Source organism: Ramlibacter algicola, assembly GCF_016641735.1.
Taxonomy (GTDB): Bacteria; Pseudomonadota; Gammaproteobacteria; order Burkholderiales; family Burkholderiaceae_C; genus Ramlibacter; species Ramlibacter algicola.
In genome coordinates this window covers 2641302-2655101 of the sequence record NZ_JAEDAO010000001.1, presented here as the reverse complement: position 1 = coordinate 2655101, position 13800 = coordinate 2641302, and the positions used below count along the sequence as shown (strand labels likewise).

The 13800-nt window shown below is 69.4% G+C and carries 16 protein-coding genes and 1 tRNA gene; 6 read left to right on the top strand and 11 right to left on the bottom strand.

Annotated features, from left to right (window positions below; translation table 11 throughout):
• Window positions 1-7: 7 nt before the first annotated feature.
• Window positions 8-84 (top strand) — tRNA-Arg (locus tag I8E28_RS12875).
• A 4-nt stretch (window positions 85-88) separates the two neighbouring features.
• On the opposite strand, the gene I8E28_RS12870 is transcribed toward I8E28_RS12875, so the two are convergent.
• Window positions 89-691: a hypothetical protein gene (locus I8E28_RS12870; protein WP_200788452.1), complete on the bottom strand. Its 603-nt coding sequence runs from the start codon at window positions 689-691 to the stop codon at window positions 89-91.
• Between the two features lie 51 nt (window positions 692-742).
• Window positions 743-1102 (bottom strand): hypothetical protein, encoded by a 360-nt coding sequence (locus tag I8E28_RS12865; protein WP_200788451.1) that lies wholly within the window; start codon window positions 1100-1102, stop codon window positions 743-745.
• Between the two features lie 158 nt (window positions 1103-1260).
• Between I8E28_RS12865 and I8E28_RS12860 the strand changes: the two genes are divergently transcribed.
• Entirely contained in the window at window positions 1261-1554 is a 294-nt protein-coding gene (locus I8E28_RS12860) for a sulfurtransferase TusA family protein (protein WP_200788450.1), read from the top strand.
• Window positions 1555-1569: 15 nt separating this feature from the next.
• Here I8E28_RS12860 and I8E28_RS12855 read toward each other — a convergent pair whose 3' ends face one another.
• Entirely contained in the window at window positions 1570-2262 is a 693-nt protein-coding gene (locus I8E28_RS12855) for a glutathione binding-like protein (RefSeq protein ID WP_200788449.1), read from the bottom strand.
• Window positions 2263-2324: 62 nt separating this feature from the next.
• Here I8E28_RS12855 and I8E28_RS12850 point away from each other — a divergent pair, with 62 nt between their 5' ends.
• On the top strand, window positions 2325-3005 hold the full coding sequence (locus I8E28_RS12850; RefSeq protein ID WP_200788448.1) for a hypothetical protein: 681 nt from the start codon (window positions 2325-2327) through the stop codon (window positions 3003-3005).
• A gap of 9 nt (window positions 3006-3014) precedes the next feature.
• Here I8E28_RS12850 and I8E28_RS12845 read toward each other — a convergent pair whose 3' ends face one another.
• The 4 genes from I8E28_RS12845 to I8E28_RS12830 form a co-directional block, all read right to left on the bottom strand.
• Window positions 3015-4289: an acyl-CoA dehydrogenase family protein gene (locus I8E28_RS12845; protein ID WP_200788447.1), complete on the bottom strand. Its 1275-nt coding sequence runs from the start codon at window positions 4287-4289 to the stop codon at window positions 3015-3017.
• Between the two features lie 26 nt (window positions 4290-4315).
• A complete protein-coding gene (locus tag I8E28_RS12840; protein ID WP_200788446.1) occupies window positions 4316-5419 on the bottom strand; it encodes a phosphotransferase in 1104 nt (367 codons plus the stop codon).
• Window positions 5420-5425: 6 nt separating this feature from the next.
• Window positions 5426-6148: a Crp/Fnr family transcriptional regulator gene (locus I8E28_RS12835; RefSeq protein WP_200788445.1), complete on the bottom strand. Its 723-nt coding sequence runs from the start codon at window positions 6146-6148 to the stop codon at window positions 5426-5428.
• 79 nt (window positions 6149-6227) lie between these two features.
• Window positions 6228-7004: an oxepin-CoA hydrolase, alternative type gene (locus tag I8E28_RS12830; protein ID WP_200788444.1), complete on the bottom strand. Its 777-nt coding sequence runs from the start codon at window positions 7002-7004 to the stop codon at window positions 6228-6230.
• Between the two features lie 51 nt (window positions 7005-7055).
• Between I8E28_RS12830 and I8E28_RS12825 the strand changes: the two genes are divergently transcribed.
• On the top strand, window positions 7056-7472 hold the full coding sequence (locus tag I8E28_RS12825; protein ID WP_200788443.1) for a hypothetical protein: 417 nt from the start codon (window positions 7056-7058) through the stop codon (window positions 7470-7472).
• Window positions 7473-7478: 6 nt separating this feature from the next.
• Here I8E28_RS12825 and I8E28_RS12820 read toward each other — a convergent pair whose 3' ends face one another.
• Window positions 7479-8999: a 3-hydroxyacyl-CoA dehydrogenase gene (locus tag I8E28_RS12820; RefSeq protein WP_200788442.1), complete on the bottom strand. Its 1521-nt coding sequence runs from the start codon at window positions 8997-8999 to the stop codon at window positions 7479-7481.
• Window positions 9000-9064: 65 nt separating this feature from the next.
• On the opposite strand from I8E28_RS12820, the gene I8E28_RS12815 reads away from it, so the two are divergent.
• The gene (locus I8E28_RS12815; protein WP_200788441.1) at window positions 9065-11011 is read left to right on the top strand and encodes a type IV pilus assembly protein FimV; all 1947 of its coding nucleotides are present in this window, start codon (window positions 9065-9067) and stop codon (window positions 11009-11011) included.
• Between the two features lie 9 nt (window positions 11012-11020).
• Here I8E28_RS12815 and I8E28_RS12810 read toward each other — a convergent pair whose 3' ends face one another.
• Window positions 11021-12028 (bottom strand): D-2-hydroxyacid dehydrogenase family protein, encoded by a 1008-nt coding sequence (locus tag I8E28_RS12810; protein ID WP_200788440.1) that lies wholly within the window; start codon window positions 12026-12028, stop codon window positions 11021-11023.
• An 88-nt stretch (window positions 12029-12116) separates the two neighbouring features.
• Here I8E28_RS12810 and I8E28_RS12805 point away from each other — a divergent pair, with 88 nt between their 5' ends.
• The gene (locus I8E28_RS12805) at window positions 12117-12632 is read left to right on the top strand and encodes a DUF1993 domain-containing protein (protein WP_200788439.1); all 516 of its coding nucleotides are present in this window, start codon (window positions 12117-12119) and stop codon (window positions 12630-12632) included.
• A gap of 16 nt (window positions 12633-12648) precedes the next feature.
• Here I8E28_RS12805 and I8E28_RS12800 read toward each other — a convergent pair whose 3' ends face one another.
• Together I8E28_RS12800 and lexA are read right to left on the bottom strand one after the other, a co-directional pair.
• The gene (locus tag I8E28_RS12800) at window positions 12649-12960 is read right to left on the bottom strand and encodes a hypothetical protein (RefSeq protein ID WP_200790471.1); all 312 of its coding nucleotides are present in this window, start codon (window positions 12958-12960) and stop codon (window positions 12649-12651) included.
• Window positions 12961-13081: 121 nt separating this feature from the next.
• A complete protein-coding gene (gene lexA, locus I8E28_RS12795; protein ID WP_200788438.1) occupies window positions 13082-13756 on the bottom strand; it encodes a transcriptional repressor LexA in 675 nt (224 codons plus the stop codon).
• Between the last annotated feature and the right edge of the window lie 44 nt (window positions 13757-13800).

Sequence of the window (13800 nt, the reverse complement as noted above, 5' to 3'; positions counted from 1 at the left end):
GGAAGACCTGCCCGTAGCTCAACTGGATAGAGCAGCTGCCTTCTAAGCAGCAGGTCGGGAGTTCGAGTCTCTCCGGGCAGGCCAGCGATCAGGTGTCGGTTGGGCGGCGCGCCCCCGCCACGGTGCGGCGCAAGGCATGCGACCGCTTCGAGAACACGTCGAGACTGAGTTGCGTCTCCACGTCCTCGAAGTCCTGGCCCCGGTGGCGATCTATGCCGCCGCCGCCCGTGGACTCGGTCGCGCGGGCCAGGGCGGCTTCCGACGGGCTTTGCGCCTTCGGCTTGCGCATGCAGCGCCGGCAGGCAGCCTTGGTGATGGGGTCCGCGACCGCGTCGATTTCATCCGCCAGCAGGGACAGCAGGCGCGAAGCCACGCGGGGGGCCTCGCCGGCCTGCAGGCACTTGCGCAACTGGCGGTAGACGGCGCGGGTGGTGCGCAGGCTCGATTCGATGTCCTGTGCCGTCGCGCGCGAGAGGATCAGGGCCAGGCCCCCGGCCAGCGCGCACCAGTGGCGCAATTCGGGCCTGACGGCGGGCTCCTGGACCACCGGCAATTCATACTGCAAGGAGCGGATCCACGCACCACTGGATCCCAACCACTTCAGGAACGCCGCCACGTCTTCTCCTCGGGTTCTTCTCTGGCCGCCATGCAGCCTGAAACGATCGTAGATGACGAAAAGCGTCGGCTCCAAGAACAAAACTGTCAGCGACGAGTTACAAGTTGCCCATTTGCGTCAGGCGAGTCAGGACCGCGCCGGGCCGCGGCCGGCGCGTGCAAGCCACCGCATCAGGCGGTTGGCTTTCGACACGCGCTGGCGCAGGTCGAGGTCGCACTTCTGCACCACGGCCTCGATGGCGAGGTCGCCGGTGGCGAACGGGCCGGCCGCGTACTTGGCGACGGGGGAGGGCGTGTTCCATACGCACGAAAGCGGCTCGGTGTAGACCTTGGCGTAGGCGAAGAAGCCTTCGTCCGCCGGCACCGAATAGCACGCCACGTGGTACCCGTGCAGCGGACCGACCACGCGCTCGGCCTCGACGTCCAGGTCGAGGTCGCTCGGCATCGTGTCGGGGAATGAAGCGCCATGGGCACGCGGGGAATGCATGGCCGCGAAGGTAGCAAGCGGCGTGCGGCGCGGCGAGGACCGATTTCACGGGACGCGTCCACTGCGTCGCCGCCGGTCCTCGGGCACTCCGCGTTCGTCGGGCGGAGCGAATCGCTGCGACGTGTTGCACGGCGTGCGCCCGCACCCATAATGCGTCCATGGCCCGTTTCAGCAACCAGGAGCAGGAGTTCGTCTCCGACGCGATGGACCTCGACGGACCGGGCGTGCAGCCCGGCGAGGTGGTGGACATGCGGGCCCTGCCCAGCCCGGTGCCACTCGTGCGGCTGTACCGCACGCTGAACAAGCTGCCCGCGGGGTCGGAGATCACGGTGCTGACCTCCGACAAGGGCACGCTCGCCGAATTCCAGGCCTTCGCCCGCATGACCGGCCACGCGCTGCTGGAGCAGCGCGACGACGGCGGCCGCTACGTGCACGTGTTCCGCCGCCGCTGACGGCGGCAGGCGCCCTCAGCGCCGCGCGTACTGGGTGCTGCCGAACAGCACTTCGCGGCTCTTGTCGTCGGTGATCGGCTTGCGCAGGTCGGCCAGCACCTTCACGCCACGCTGCACCGCCGGACGCGCCTCGATCGCCTGGAACCAGGCCTGCAGGTGCGGGTACTCCGCCAGTTCCATGCCCTGGTTCTTCCAGTTGCGCAGCCACGGCCAGGTGGCGATGTCGGCGATCGAGTAGTCGTCGCCCCCGAGCCACTTGCTGGTTGCCAGGCGCTTGTCGATGACGCCGTACAGCCGCCGCGCCTCGTTGGTGTAGCGGTCGATCGCGTAGGGCAGCTTTTCGGGCGCGTACTGCCGGAAGTGGTGGTTCTGTCCGAGCATCGGGCCCACGCCACCCATCTGGAACATCAGCCACTGCAGCACCTCGTACTTGCCGCGCACGTCGGCCGGCAGGAAGCGGCCTGTCTTGCCGGCCAGGTACACCAGGATCGCGCCGGACTCGAACAGCGAGATCGGCTCCCCGTCGGGTCCATCGGGATCCACCAGTGCCGGGATCTTGTTGTTCGGGCTGATCGCGAGGAAGTCGGGCTTGAACTGCTCGCCGGTGCCGATGTTCACGGGAATCGCGCGCCAGGGCAGGCCGCACTCCTCCAGCATGATGTGGACCTTGTGGCCGTTCGGTGTCGGCCAGCTGTAGACGTCGATCATGGCAAGCACTCCATCCTGATTTGCTTCGATAATCGCGCCACTTTAGTTCGACCGGGCGCGACATGTTCGACAAGCTCCGCAAGGCCTTCAGCCGCGACGCCAGGCCCCAGGCGACGGCGGCCGCCACCGAGGCCGCCGCCCTGGGCCCGATGTCGGAATGGGCCGCCACGCAGGGGTTCGCGTTCACGGCCAGCGGTGCCGCATTCCAGCTGCAAGGCGACGTCGGCGGCAAGCCGTGGAAGATGGAAGTCGGCCGCCCGAGCCGCAAGTACATCCAGGGCGAGGAATTGCGGGCGCGCGCGGAGCTGGGGGTGGACCCGGACGTCGCGGTCGTGCTCATGAACCGGCCGCTGAAGAACACGCTGGAGAAGCAGGCGTACTCGCACTACACCGATTCGCTGCGCACCAGCGTCGACAGCAGCCTGCCGGAGGAAATGCGCTGGCTGGCGATGTACCAGGAGGTGGGCTGGGAAAGCGCCCCGCGCGTGTTCTGGGACCGCTATTCGATCCTGGCCGACACGCGTGAGCACGCGCTGGCCTGGTTCGATTCGGCCCTGGTGCGCCAGCTGCTCGAATGGCCGGCGCCCGCGCCCGAGCCCACGGTGCCATTCATGATGATGTTGCTGCGCGGCAAGGCCTACCTGCGCATGCAGCAGGGCGCCGCGCAGGTGCCCGTGCTGCAGCACGCGTCGCAGGTCTTCCACAGCGCGTGCGAAAGCGCGCTGGGCGCTTTCAAGGCCTGAAGGCCGCTTTCAGCTGCCGCGGGTGACCGCGGCCTGGGCGTCACGGCCGTAGCTGCCGTACTTGCCCAGCTCCCACTTGGCGATCGCGTTGCGGTGCACCTCGTCCGGACCGTCGGCGAAGCGCAGCGTGCGCGCGTGCGCGTAGGCCGACGCCAAAGGGAAGTCGTCGCACATGCCACCGCCGCCGTGGGCCTGCATGGCCCAGTCGATCACCTGGCAGGCCATCGACGGCGCGACCACCTTGATCATCGCGATCTCGGTGCGGGCCACCTTGTTGCCGGCCATGTCCATGATCCAGGCCGCCTTGAGCGTGAGCAGGCGCGCCATGTCGATCTTGCAGCGCGCTTCGGCGATGCGTTCCTGCGTCACCGTCTGCTGCGCGACGCTCTTGCCGAAGGCAACGCGCGACAGCGCGCGGCGGCACATGAGCTCGAGTGCGCGTTCGGCCAGGCCGATCAGGCGCATGCAGTGGTGGATGCGGCCCGGGCCGAGGCGGCCCTGGGCGATCTCGAAGCCGCGGCCTTCGCCCAGCAGGATGTTGCCGGCCGGCACCTTCACGTTCTCGAAATACATCTCCATGTGGCCGTGCGGCGCGTCGTCGTAGCCCATGACGTTGAGCGGCCGCACGATGCGGATGCCGGGGGTGTCCGCGGGCACGACGATCATGCTTTGCTGCGAATGGCGCGGGGCGTCGGGGTCGGTCTTGCCCATCGTGATGAAGACGGCGCAGCGCGGGTCGCCGGCGCCGGAGATCCACCACTTGTGGCCGTTGACCACGTAGTGGTCGCCCTGGCGCTCGATGCGGGTCGCGATGTTGGTCGCGTCGGACGAGGCCACCTCCGGTTCGGTCATCGCGAAGGCGGAGCGGATCTCGCCTTCCAGCAGCGGCTTGAGCCACTTGGCCTTGATCTCGTCGGACGCATAGCGCGCCAGCGTCTCCATGTTGCCGGTGTCGGGCGCCGAGCAGTTGAACACCTCCGGCGACCACGGCACGCGGCCCATGATCTCGGCCAGCGGTGCGTATTCCTGGTTGGTGAGGCCGGCGCCTTCGTAGCCCGAGGCGTGCGCGCTGTCGACGGGCAGGAACAGGTTCCACAGCCCCGCCTTGCGGGCCTCGGGCTTGAGCTCCTCGATGATAGGCAGCGGCTTCCAGCGGTTGCCCGCCTTGGTGTTCGCGTCCTGCTGCTCGTCGTAGGTCTTCTCGTTCGGGTAGATGTGGTCGTCCATGAACTTCAGCAGCTTGGCCTGCAGTTCACGGGTCTTGGGGGAGTACTCGAAGTCCATGGAATCCCTTTCGTGAGGAGTTCGGATCAGGCGCGCTGCGCGAATTGCCAGGCGAGTTCGGCCATCGGCCGGGCCCCGGCGCCGGAGGCGGCCGCTTGGGCGCTGGAGGCCGTGCCGGCCTCCACGCGCTTGGCGATCCCCTGCAGGATCGCCGCGATGCGGAACATGTTGTAGGCCATGTAGAAGTTCCAGTCCGCCTTCAGGTCCTGCACCGTGGCCAGCCCGGTGCGGTCGCAGTAGCGGCGGATGTACTCGTCCTCCGTCGGGATGCCCAGGGCCTGGTGGTCCAGGCCGCCGATGCCGCGCGACATCGAATGCGGCACGTGCCAGGCCATGCAGTGGTAGCTGAAGTCGGCCAGCGGATGGCCCAGGGTCGACAGCTCCCAGTCCAGCACGGCGATCACGCGCGGCTCGGTCGCATCGAACATCAGGTTGTCCAGGCGGAAGTCGCCGTGGACGATCGACACCTTGGATTCGTCGCGGCCCGCGGCGGGAATGTGCGCGGGCAGCCATTCGACCAGCCGCTCCATCGCCTCGATCGGCTGGCTCATGGGCCCGGCTCCATCGGTCGAGGCCTTGTACTGCTTGCTCCAGCGGCCGATCTGGCGCTCGAAGTAGTTGCCCGGCTTGCCGTAGTCCTGCAGGCCGCGCGCGCGGAAGTCCACCGTGTGCAGCGCCGCGATGACGCGGTTCATCTCGTCGTAGATGGCCGCGCGGCCCGCGTTGTCCATCTGCGGCAGCGCCTGGTCCCACAGCACGCGGCCTTGCATGAACTCCATGACATAGAACGCGCGGCCGATCACCGATTCGTCCTCGCACAGGCAGTGCATCCTGGGCACCGGCACATCGGTTCCGGCAAGGCCGCTCATGACGGTGAACTCGCGTTCGACCGCATGGGCCGACGGCAGCAGCTTGGCGACGGGACCCGGCTTGGATCGCATGACGTAGCTGCCGCCGGGCGTGTCGAGCTTGTACGTCGGGTTGGACTGGCCGCCCTTGAACATCGAGACGGTGAGCGGGCCGCGGAAGCCGGGCATGTTCGCTTCGAGCCAGGCGGTGAGCGCGGCGGTGTCGAAGGCGTGCTTGTCGGAGACGGGGCGCGTGCCCACGAAATGGTCGTAATCAGCCATGGTGTTCTAGGTGTTGTCGGCTTCCACGATGCGCATCAGGGCGTCGCGGTTGCGCACGACCAGGCCGCCCGGCTCGATGCGGATGACTTCCTCGCGTTCCATCGCCTTCAATTCCTGGTTGACGCGCTGGCGCGAGGCGCCGAGCAACTGCGCGAGTTCTTCCTGCGCCAGCTGCAGGCCGATGCGCAGTTCGCTGCCGTCGGCCAGCTGTGGCACGCCATAGCTGCGCACCAGGTGCAGCAGCTGCTTGGCGAGCCGCGCGCGCAGGGGCAGCGTGTTGAGGTCTTCCACCAGGCCGAACAGCTGCCGGATGCGGCGCGCGTGCAGCCGCAGCATCGCCTCGTACAGCTCCACGTGCGAGGCGAGGATCTTGCGGAAGTCGGCCTTGGCGACGCACAGGATCGTGGTGTCGCCGTGCGCATAGGCATCGTGCGTGCGCCGGTCGCCGTCGAAGATCGCCACGTCGCCGAACCAGATGCCCGGCTCGACGTAGGTCAGCGTGATCTGCTTGCCCGAGATCGACGTCGAGCTCACCCGCACCGCGCCCTTGGCGCACGCGATCCAGTCCTCGGGCGGATCGCCGCGCGCGGCGATCAGGTCGCCGTCCTTGAAGCGTTTGACGTAGGCGCATCGGAGGATGTCGTGGCGCAGTGAAGGGGAGAGGGAGGAGAACCAGCGCCCCGCGTTGATCGCCTCGCGCTCCTCGATCGTAAGAATGGGTTCGTCCATGGGCTGTCTTGTCAGTGACTGCGCGCCCGCCGATTGTCCCGTGCGGGACCGCGTCGCCGGTCAGGGTTTCCCGCGCGGCTCAGCCGCGCGGCTTGCGCTTGTCGAGGAAGGCGCTGATGGCCTCGCCCGCGTTCGGGTGGTGCAGGTTGCGCACGAAGTGGTCGCGTTCGGAAGCCAGGTGGTCGTGCAGCGACGCGGCCCCGGCCTCGTTGAGCAGCTCCTTCACGCTTGCGAGCGCGTTCGGCGCGCGCTGCCCCAGGCGCTCGGCCAGCGCGAGCGCCTCGGTGAGCGCGGTACCGGGCGGGACGACGCGATTGACCAGGCCGAGGGCCTGCAGCCGCTCGCTGCCGATGCGCTCGCCGGTGAAGAGCAGTTCGCTCGCCAGCTGCCGCGGCAGAGCGCGCGCCAGCGACCACGTGGCGCCGCCGTCGGGCGACAGGCCCACGGTGGTGTACGCCATGACGAACACGGCATCGGAAGCCGCGACGACCAGGTCGCAGGCGAGCGCGAGCGAGAAGCCGGCGCCGGCGGCCGGGCCTTCGACGGCCGCGATGATCGGCTTGGGGAAGTTGCGGATCGTCTCGATCCAGTCGTGCAGGCCTTCGATGCTGCGGGCCTGCACTTCGGGCGGCTGCTGCCGGTTGGCCAGCAGCCGCTGCAGGTTGCCGCCGGCGCAGAACGAGCTGCCTTCGCCGGTGATGACGACGCAGCGCACCTCGGGGTGGCTCTCGGCGGCATTGAACGCCTCGACGCCGGCGGCGTACATCTCGGGGCCGAGCGCGTTGCGCATCTCGGGATTGCTGATGGTCAGCACCATGGTGCCGCCCTGGCTCGTGCTTTTCAGTTCGGCGGGCATCGGCGGAGGATAGCAAGGCCGGATGCGGGCGCGACCGGCACAATCCCGCCCATGAGCCGCCACGCCTTCGCCTGCATCGTGACCTGGCTTGCCGCCCTGGCGGCCGTGCCGCCATCGAGCGCGGCGGAAGCGATCGACGTGGGCTCGCCGCAATTGCGCCTGAGCACGACGCTCGCCTGGCCCCCCACGCCCGAGGCGACGTTCAGCGCCCGCATCCGGCAACCGGCGTCCGCGCTGCAGGCCCAGGTGGCGGCGCGCCAGGACGACCTGCTGCAGGCGATGGACCAGGCGCAGCGTCAGCAGAAGCAGATGAACGACCTGCAGGCCCGGCTCGCGCAGGCGCAGGACGAAAGCCGCCTCAACCCGGTGGTGGTTGCGCTGGCAGGCCTGCTGCTGGCGCTGACCGCCGGCGCGGCCGCGTTCTGGTGGCGGCTGCGCGGCCTGCGCGCGCCCGACGCTTCGGCCTGAGGGCCGTCAGGCCTCTTCCTGCAGCAGCGACAGGCCGATGGCGCCGCGGCGCCGCAGCCAGGGGCTGGGGCGGTAGCGCTGGTCGCCATAGACCGTCTGCATGTTGAACAGCACTTCGAGCACGTTGGCGGGACCCCAGCGGTTGCCCATCGCGAGCGGCCCCATCGGGTAGCCGAGGCCGAGCGTGACGGCGGTCTCCAGGTCCTTCGGCGTGCAGATGCGTTGCTGGCAGATGTCCGAGGCGATGTTCACGATGGCCGCGACCACGCGCTGCGTCACGAAGCCGGCCGAGTCGCGGATCACGCTGACGGCCTTGCCGTCGCGGGCGAACAGCGCATGCGCGGCGTCGCGCATGTCGGTGCGCGTCGCCGGGTTGGTGGCGAGGACGCGCCGCTTGGTGGCCGCGTCCTCGACCAGCATGTCGATGCCGATCGTGCGCGCGGGATCCAGCCGCTCGACGACCGCGACCGTCGTGATGTCGAAACCCAGAGGTGCCACCAGCGTCAGCGCGGACGGGGAGGGCGATTGGCCGGTCTCGATCTTCGCGCCGAGGTCCTTGAGCAGCTGGTACAGCTCCGCACGCCGCGCGGCGCGCGTCGACACCCACACGGGCGGGATCTCGTCGACCTGCGGCGCCGCGGGTTCGGTCGGCACCTGGGCCTTGCCATCGACGTAGCGATAGAAGCCCTCGCCGGTCTTGCGGCCGAGCAGGCCGCCGGCCAGGCGCTGGGCGGTGATGACGCTCGGGCGGTAGCGCGCCTCGTCGTAGTACTGCCGGTAGATCGATTCCATCACCGGGTGCGACACGTCCAGCGCGGTGAGGTCCAGCAGCTCGAACGGCCCGAGCTTGAAGCCGACCTGGTCGCGCAGGATGCGGTCGATGGTGGCGAAGTCCGCCACGCCTTCGCCCACGATGCGCAGGGCCTCGGTGCCATAGCCGCGCCCCGCGTGGTTGACGATGAAGCCGGGGGTGTCCTGCGCCTGCACGGGCGTGTGGCCCATGTGGCGCGCATATGCCGCCAGCGCGTCGCACACCGCCGCATCGGTGCGCACGCCGGAGACGACCTCGACCACCTTCATCAGCGGCACGGGGTTGAAGAAGTGGTAGCCGGCGCATCGCTGCGGGCGCTGCAGGCTGGCGGCGATCGCGGTGACCGAGAGCGACGATGTGTTGGTCGCCAGCACGGCGTCGGGGCCGACGATGGCCTCGAGGTCGCGGAACAGCGACTGCTTGGCATCGAGCCGCTCGACGATGGCTTCGACGACCAGGCCGCAGTCGCGCAGGTCCTGCAGGGTGGTGGCGGGCAGCAGGCGTTCGCGGGCGGCTTGCGCCTGGGCGGCGTCGAGGCGGCCCTTGTCCACGAGGCGATCCCACTGCGCGCCGATGTCCTTCACGGCGCGGTCGAGCGCGGCGGCTTGCGTGTCGAACAGGCGAACCCGCGAGCCGGACTGGGCGGCGATCTGGGCGATGCCGCGGCCCATCGCCCCGGTGCCGACGACGCCGACGATGTCGTACGGAGTGTGCATCGAGGGATTATCCGGCACCGTTTTTCACTCGCGTTTCAGCCCTGCTGTGCAAGAATGAGGCGTCCATGAAGCTCATCCGGCCGTACCGATGCGCAGCGTTGGCTCTTGTGGCCTGCCTGGCCGCTGCCGTGGACGCGGCCACCGTCGGCCGCCCGCAGGGTCCGGCGTTGATCGGCCGGCCGCTGGACCTCATGGTTCCCCTGGTGCTCGAAGGCGCCGGCGATGCCGCCCCCGAGTGCGCCGAGGCGGACGTCTTCTACGGCGACCTGCGCGTCGCGCCCTCCAGCGTCAGCACCGAGCTCCAGAGCACCCCTCGCGGCCCGGCCGTGCGCGTGCGGGCGATGTCCGCGATCAACGAGCCGGTGGTCACCGTCTACCTGCAACTGGGATGCGGCAGCCGCTTCACGCGCCGGCTCGTCCTGCTCACCGAGCCCGATCCGGCCGCGGAGCAGTCGCGTCCCTTGCCGGCGACGGCGCGCACCGAAGCGGCCGAAGCCGCCGCGAACGCCGCGCCGCTGAACCTGTCCATGAGCCGGGGCCTGCCCAGCGTGCAGCCCGGGACGGTCGATGCGGCGAAGCCGGCCGCGCCCAAGCCGGGAGCGCCCAAGCGCAAGGCCGCGCCGAAGCCCAAGGCAGCCGCTGCAGCCGCCCAGCCGGCCGCACCGTCGCAGCCGGCCACCGTGAATCCGCAAGCTGCGGCCACGCCGGCGCCTTCGGCAGGGCCCCGCGATCGCCTCAAGCTGGATGTCCCCGTCGGCCTGGGCGAGCCGGCGCCGCCCAGCGAAGAATCGCTGCGGCAGGCGGCGCGCCTGCAGGCCATCGAGCGCGACCTGCGCGACATGCGCCAGTTCCTGCAGCGCAACGACTCGACGATGTTGCAGCTGCACGCGCAACTGGTGCGCGCCGAGAACGAGCGCTACTCGAATCCGCTGGTCTACGTGCTGCTCGCGCTGGTCGCCGTCATGGCGGGCTTCATGGCCTTCCTGTGGCGGCAGACCAGCCGCATGCAGGAGGCCGCGGCCGCCAACTGGTGGCGCGACCCGGCCAGCGACCGGGATGCGCGCCGTCCGCGCGCGGGCGCCGAGGCCGCGCCGGTGGTCGCCCGCGCGGAGCCGTCCAAGCCGGGCGAGGACGAGGACGACGCGCCCGGCAAGCCGCGCTCGCGCCTCGTGTCGCAAGCACCCGAGCCGATGGTTCACCCCGACCCGGTGCAACCGCCCACCATGCAGGCGCCCCTGCACGTCAGCGCGCGCACCGACGGCGACTTCCAGCCCAGCCAGACCGGCACCCGCGCGCTGAAGGCCGAGGAACTGCACGACGTGCAGCAGGAAGCCGACTTCTTCTCGTCGCTCGGTGAATACGACCGCGCCATCGACGTCCTGCGCAGCCACATCCAGGCCAATCCCGAGACCAGCGCCGTCGCGTGGCTGGACCTGGTCGAGATCTACCACCGGCTGGGCCGGCGCGAGGACTTCGAGTGGGTGCGGCGCGAATTCCAGCGCCGCTTCAACGCGAAGGTGCCCGAGTTCGACAACTACAGCCTGGAAAACGCCGGCATCGAGGCCTACGACAACGCGATGCAGCGCATCGTCGCGCTGTGGCCCGCGCGCCGCGTGCTGGACGTCATCGAGGAGTCGATCTTCCGCGGCCCGAGCAAGGACGGCGCCCAGGCCTTCAGCCTGCAGGCCTACCGCGAGCTCCTCCTGCTGCACCACATCGGCCAGCAGGTGCTGACGGACACTGGCTCCCACAGCGGCTTCCACGAGGATGCGAGCGAGCTGGTCGGCGGCAACTCGGACTTCGGGGCCGAAGGGTTCTCGCACACGTCGATCCACCCGCTGTCGACGGGCCAGTCCGGCAACGACGAAGCCGACGGGCAGGGCGTGGTGCTGGACCTCGACCTGAACCTGGACGAGGCCCCGGCGGCACCGGCGAACGGTGCCATGCTGGATTTCGACCTGCCGGAGATCGACCCGGCACTGGCGGCCCCTTCGCGCGGTTCGCGCGAGTGACGCGGCGCCTCAGCGGCGCACTTGCAACGACGCCGGATTGACGACGTTCGTCGGGTTGCCCTCGATGAAGTTCACGACGTTGTCGAACGCCTGCCCGAAGTACATCTCGTAGCTCTCCTGCTCGACGTAGCCGATGTGCGGCGTGCAGATGCAGTTCTCCAGCCGCAGCAGGGCGTGCCCCTGCAGGATCGGTTCGCTCTCGAACACGTCCACCGCCGCCATGCCCGGGCGCCCGCGGTTGAGGGCCGCGATCAGGGCGTCGTGCTCCACCAGCTCGGCGCGCGACGTGTTGACGAACAGCGCGGTGGGTTTCATGCGGCTGAAGTCCTCGAGCTTGACCATGCCGGCCGTCTCCGGGTTGAGCCGGATGTGCAGCGACAGCACGTCGCTCTCCGCAAACAGCTGCTCGCGGGTCTCGGCGACTTCCAGGCCGTCAGCCATGGCCCGCGAGCGCGAGCCGTCGCGGCCCCACACGAGCACCCGCATGCCGAAGGCGCGGCCATAGCTGGCGACCAGCTGGCCGATCTTCCCGTAGCCCCAGATGCCCAGCGTCTTGCCACGCAGGACCACGCCGAGGCCGAAGTTCGGCGGCATGGACGCGGACTTCATGCCCGACTGCTGCCAGGCGCCGTGCTTGAGCGTCTGGATGTACTGGGGCAGGCGGCGCATCGACGCCATGATGAGCGCCCAGGTGAGTTCCGCCGGCGCATAGGGCGAGCCCTGGCCCTCGGTGACGGGGATGCCTCGTTCCGTGCACGCGTCGATGTCGATGTGCGGGCCGGCGCGGCCGGTCTGCGAGATCAGCTTGAGCCGCGGCAGCTTCTCGAGCAGCTGGCGCGTGATGTGCGTGCGCTCGCGGATCAGGACGATGACGTCGGCATCGCGCAGGCGCACCGACAGCTGGCCGATGCCCTTGACGGTGTTCGTGTAGACCTTCGCCGGGTAGGCTTCGAGCTTGGCAGCGCAATGCAGCTTGCGCACCGCATCCTGGTAGTCATCGAGGATCACGATGTTCATGCCGGCATTGTGCCTGTGCGGCCGCGGACGGACGGGCAGCGGCTAGCATCGCGCTACCACTGTCCGGCTCGACCCCAAGGAGAACTGCATGCCGATCACGATGTCCAGCGCCAGCGTCCCGACGTTTCGCAACACGCTGCGCAACCTCGACCACATCCTCGACAAGGCGGCCGCCCACGCGCAGGCGCGCAAGTTCGACCCGGTGAACCTCACCAGCTTCCGGCTCGCGCCGGACATGCTGCCGTTCACGAGCCAGGTGCAGATCGCCTGCGATGCGGCCAAGAACTGCGTCGCTCGCCTGTCCGGCGTGGAGGCGCCGCGTTTCGAGGACAACGAGAAGACGTTCGAGGAATTGCGGGCGCGCATCGCGAAGACGCTCGCCTGGCTGGAGAGCGTGCCCGCCGACCGGCTGGACGGGACCGAGGACAAGGACATCACCTTCCCGGTGGGCCGCGAGACGACCCGCACGATGAAGGGCGAGGCCTACCTGAAGCACTGGGCCATCCCGAACTTCTTCTTCCACGTGGGGATGGCGTACGCCATCCTGCGGCACAACGGCGTCGAGCTGGGCAAGTCCGACTACCTGGCCGGCGCTGCGCGCTGAGGCTGGCGCGGCGGCGTCAGGCGGCGGCGGCTTCCAGCGCCGCGAGGCGGTCGAGTTCGGCGCAGACGTCCGCCATGCGGCCGGAGATCACCATGCGGCCCGCGGTCGTGCGCGGATGCGCGGCGTCGACGACGCGCAGCACGCGCACCGGCCGCAGCGTGGGCGCATTGGCGGCGGGCCACGCCACGTGCGCGTGGCCTGCTTGCATGTGCAGGCCACCGGTACCCACCACGTGCAAGCGGCGCGTGCGAGGCTCGCCGCGCAGTGCGCCCCAGGCCCGGCGCAGCGGTGCCCACAGCTGCGCAAAAGTGCAGATCGTCCATCCCATGTCGTCTCTCCTGCTGGTTCGAGGTTCGGAACACAGGCGAGATTGGTTGGAACACCGGGCGGTGCAGGGTGATGGCGCCCTTCGCGCCATACGCCCGCCACCTGCGGCCGCCCGGACGGATTCACATCAGCATGGTGTTGCGGATCAGGCCGACCGCGAGGCCTTCGATCTCGAACGGTTCGCCCGGCTCGACCACGATGGTCGGGTAGTCCGGGTTCTCGGCATGCAGCTCGATCAGGTGCTTGTTGCGCTTGAAGCGCTTGACGGTGACCTCGTCGCCCAGTCGCGCGACGACGATCTGGCCGTTCTTGGCTTCGCGCGTGGACTGCACGGCGAGCAGGTCGCCATCCATGATGCCGGCGTCGCGCATCGACATGCCGCGCACCTTGAGCAGGTAGTCGGGGCGGCGCTGGAACAGGCTGCTCTCGACGTAGTAGGTCTGGTCGACGTGCTCCTGCGCGAGGATGGGCGAGCCTGCGGCCACGCGGCCGACGAGGGGCAGCGCGAGCTGCGCGAGGCTTTGCAGCGGCAGCGGGAACTGCTTGAAGCGCGATTCGTGGATGGAGCGCAGCGTGTCGCTCTTGAGGCGGATGCCGCGCGAGGTGCCGCTCACCAGTTCGATGACGCCCTTGCGCGCCAGCGCCTGCAAATGTTCCTCGGCGGCGTTGGCGGACTTGAACCCCAGTTCCGCGGCGATTTCCGCGCGGGTGGGCGGCGCGCCAGTGCGCGCGATGGCGGACTGGATCAAGTCCAGAATCTGCTGTTGCCGGGCGGTGAGCTTGGGCGTCTCGATCATCGGGGCCTCCTGCGGGCTGTCACTGGGTGTCCATCCAGTGCCTG